Source organism: Mesorhizobium sp. B1-1-5 (genome assembly GCF_006443065.1).
In the GTDB taxonomy this organism is placed as follows: Bacteria; Pseudomonadota; Alphaproteobacteria; order Rhizobiales; family Rhizobiaceae; genus Mesorhizobium.
Genome location: NZ_VFWS01000299.1, coordinates 1 through 1,710, shown reverse-complemented (window position 1 = coordinate 1,710; position 1,710 = coordinate 1). Strand labels below are relative to the sequence as shown.

Annotated in this window: 2 protein-coding genes; one reads left to right on the top strand and one right to left on the bottom strand. The window is 64.1% G+C overall.

The window, feature by feature from the left end; genetic code table 11:
- A partial coding sequence (locus FJ980_RS30640) for a TetR family transcriptional regulator (RefSeq protein WP_140547317.1) occupies nucleotides 1-129 on the bottom strand: 129 nt, incomplete at its 3' end.
- Nucleotides 130-274: 145 nt separating this feature from the next.
- On the opposite strand from FJ980_RS30640, the gene FJ980_RS30635 reads away from it, so the two are divergent.
- Nucleotides 275-1,588 carry an efflux RND transporter periplasmic adaptor subunit gene (locus FJ980_RS30635; protein WP_140547316.1) on the top strand — a complete coding sequence of 438 codons (1,314 nt, stop codon included), beginning with the start codon at nucleotides 275-277 and terminating at the stop codon, nucleotides 1,586-1,588.
- Nucleotides 1,589-1,710: the final 122 nt, after the last annotated feature.

Sequence of the window (1,710 nt, the reverse complement as noted above, 5' to 3'; positions counted from 1 at the left end):
TCCGCCCTTTGATACGCCGGCGCGGCTGGCGACGGCATCCAGGGACAGGCTACCGGGACCGGATTCCCGTGCGACGTCCGCCGCCGCAGCGAGAATCCTCTCGCGCGAGTTCGTTCGTTGGGCTTTCATGGCGCCTCCCATCGCAAGCTTAGGCCCAATTGACAAGACCGTCCAGACGGTACAGTAAGACCGCGGTCATTTGAAATCGGGGCCCGCAGTCGATATGTGTCCCGATATCCGCGCTTCGCGCCGGATTTCGACTGAGGGGACTTCCTTGTTCAAGCGCATACTCCGTTTCGTTATCATCATTCTTGTGTTGGCCGTGCTCGTCATCGTGGTCGGCGGCATCGTCGGGTTCAATTTCCTGCGTGACAACGGCATCAAGCAATATTTCGCCACGATGAAGCCGCCAGCGGCAACCGTGTCGACAACCATCGTCAAGCCGTCGAACTGGACGCCGGGCATCGAGGCGATCGGCACGGTCCGCGCCGTGCGCGGTGTCGACCTGACGGTTGAGACCGCCGGCATCGTCAAGGAGATCCCCTTCCATGCCAACGAGAAAGTGGCGGCCAATGCGGTGCTGCTGCAGCTCGACGACGCCGTAGAGCGTGCCGATCTCGCGGCACAGAAGGCGCAGGCGGCGCTCGATCAGACATCGCTGACCCGTGCACTCGAACTGACCAAGCGCGGTGTCGGCTCGGACTCGACCTTGGACACCGCACGTGCGGCCGCGTCCGCCTCGGCATCCCAGGTCAACAGGCTTCAGGCAGTGCTCGACCAGAAGCAGCTGACGGCGCCCTTTGCTGGAACCGTCGGCATCCCGAAGATCGATCTAGGCCAATATCTGGCGCCCGGCACCGCCGTGGTGACGCTGCAGGATCTCGACACGATGCGGGGCGACTTCACGGTTCCCGAACAGCAACTGCCGCTGCTCAAGATCGGGCAGACGGTTCGGCTGGGCCTCAGCGGCGGCGACATGCCTTTTGCCGGGACCATTCGCGGTATCGATCCCAAGATCGACCCGTCCAGCCGGCTGGTGAACATCCGGGCGGAAGTCGCCAATCCCGAAGGCAAGCTGACCCCCGGCCAGTTCGTGCAAGTGCGTGTCGAACTGCCCGAGGAGCAGAATGTGCTGGCGCTGCCGCAGACGGCGCTGACCACGAGCCTCTATGGCGACTACATATTCGTGGTGCACCCGGCAAAGCCCGCCGAGGCGCAGCCGACCAAGCCGGAGACAAACCCCGCCGCGGCGGCGACCGACAAGCCGGCGGACGCCAAGCCCGCGGCCGATGCCAAACCGGCCGAAGCCGCGAAGCCTGCCGCCGATGCGGCAAAACCAGCGGACAAGGCCGCCGCCGATCAGGCCAAGCCGGCCGCGGGGGGCGAGCAGCCTGCCCTGGTCCTGTCGCAGGTATTCGTCAAGCCCGGCCGCCGCAACGAGGGCATGGTCGAGATCGTCGAAGGCCTCAAGGCGGGCGATGAGGTTGTCACGGCAGGTCAGAATCGCCTCTTCAACGGCATGTCCGTCAACGTCGACAACACCATCGACCCAACCAAATCGGCGAACAAGCAGGCCGACCAGCAATGAGCGTTTCCGATCTCTTCATTCGCCGGCCCGTCCTCTCCACGGTCCTTGCATGCATGATCCTGCTCCTGGGTTTCCAGGGCATATTCAGCCTGTCGATCCGCCAGTATCCGAAGGTTGACGAA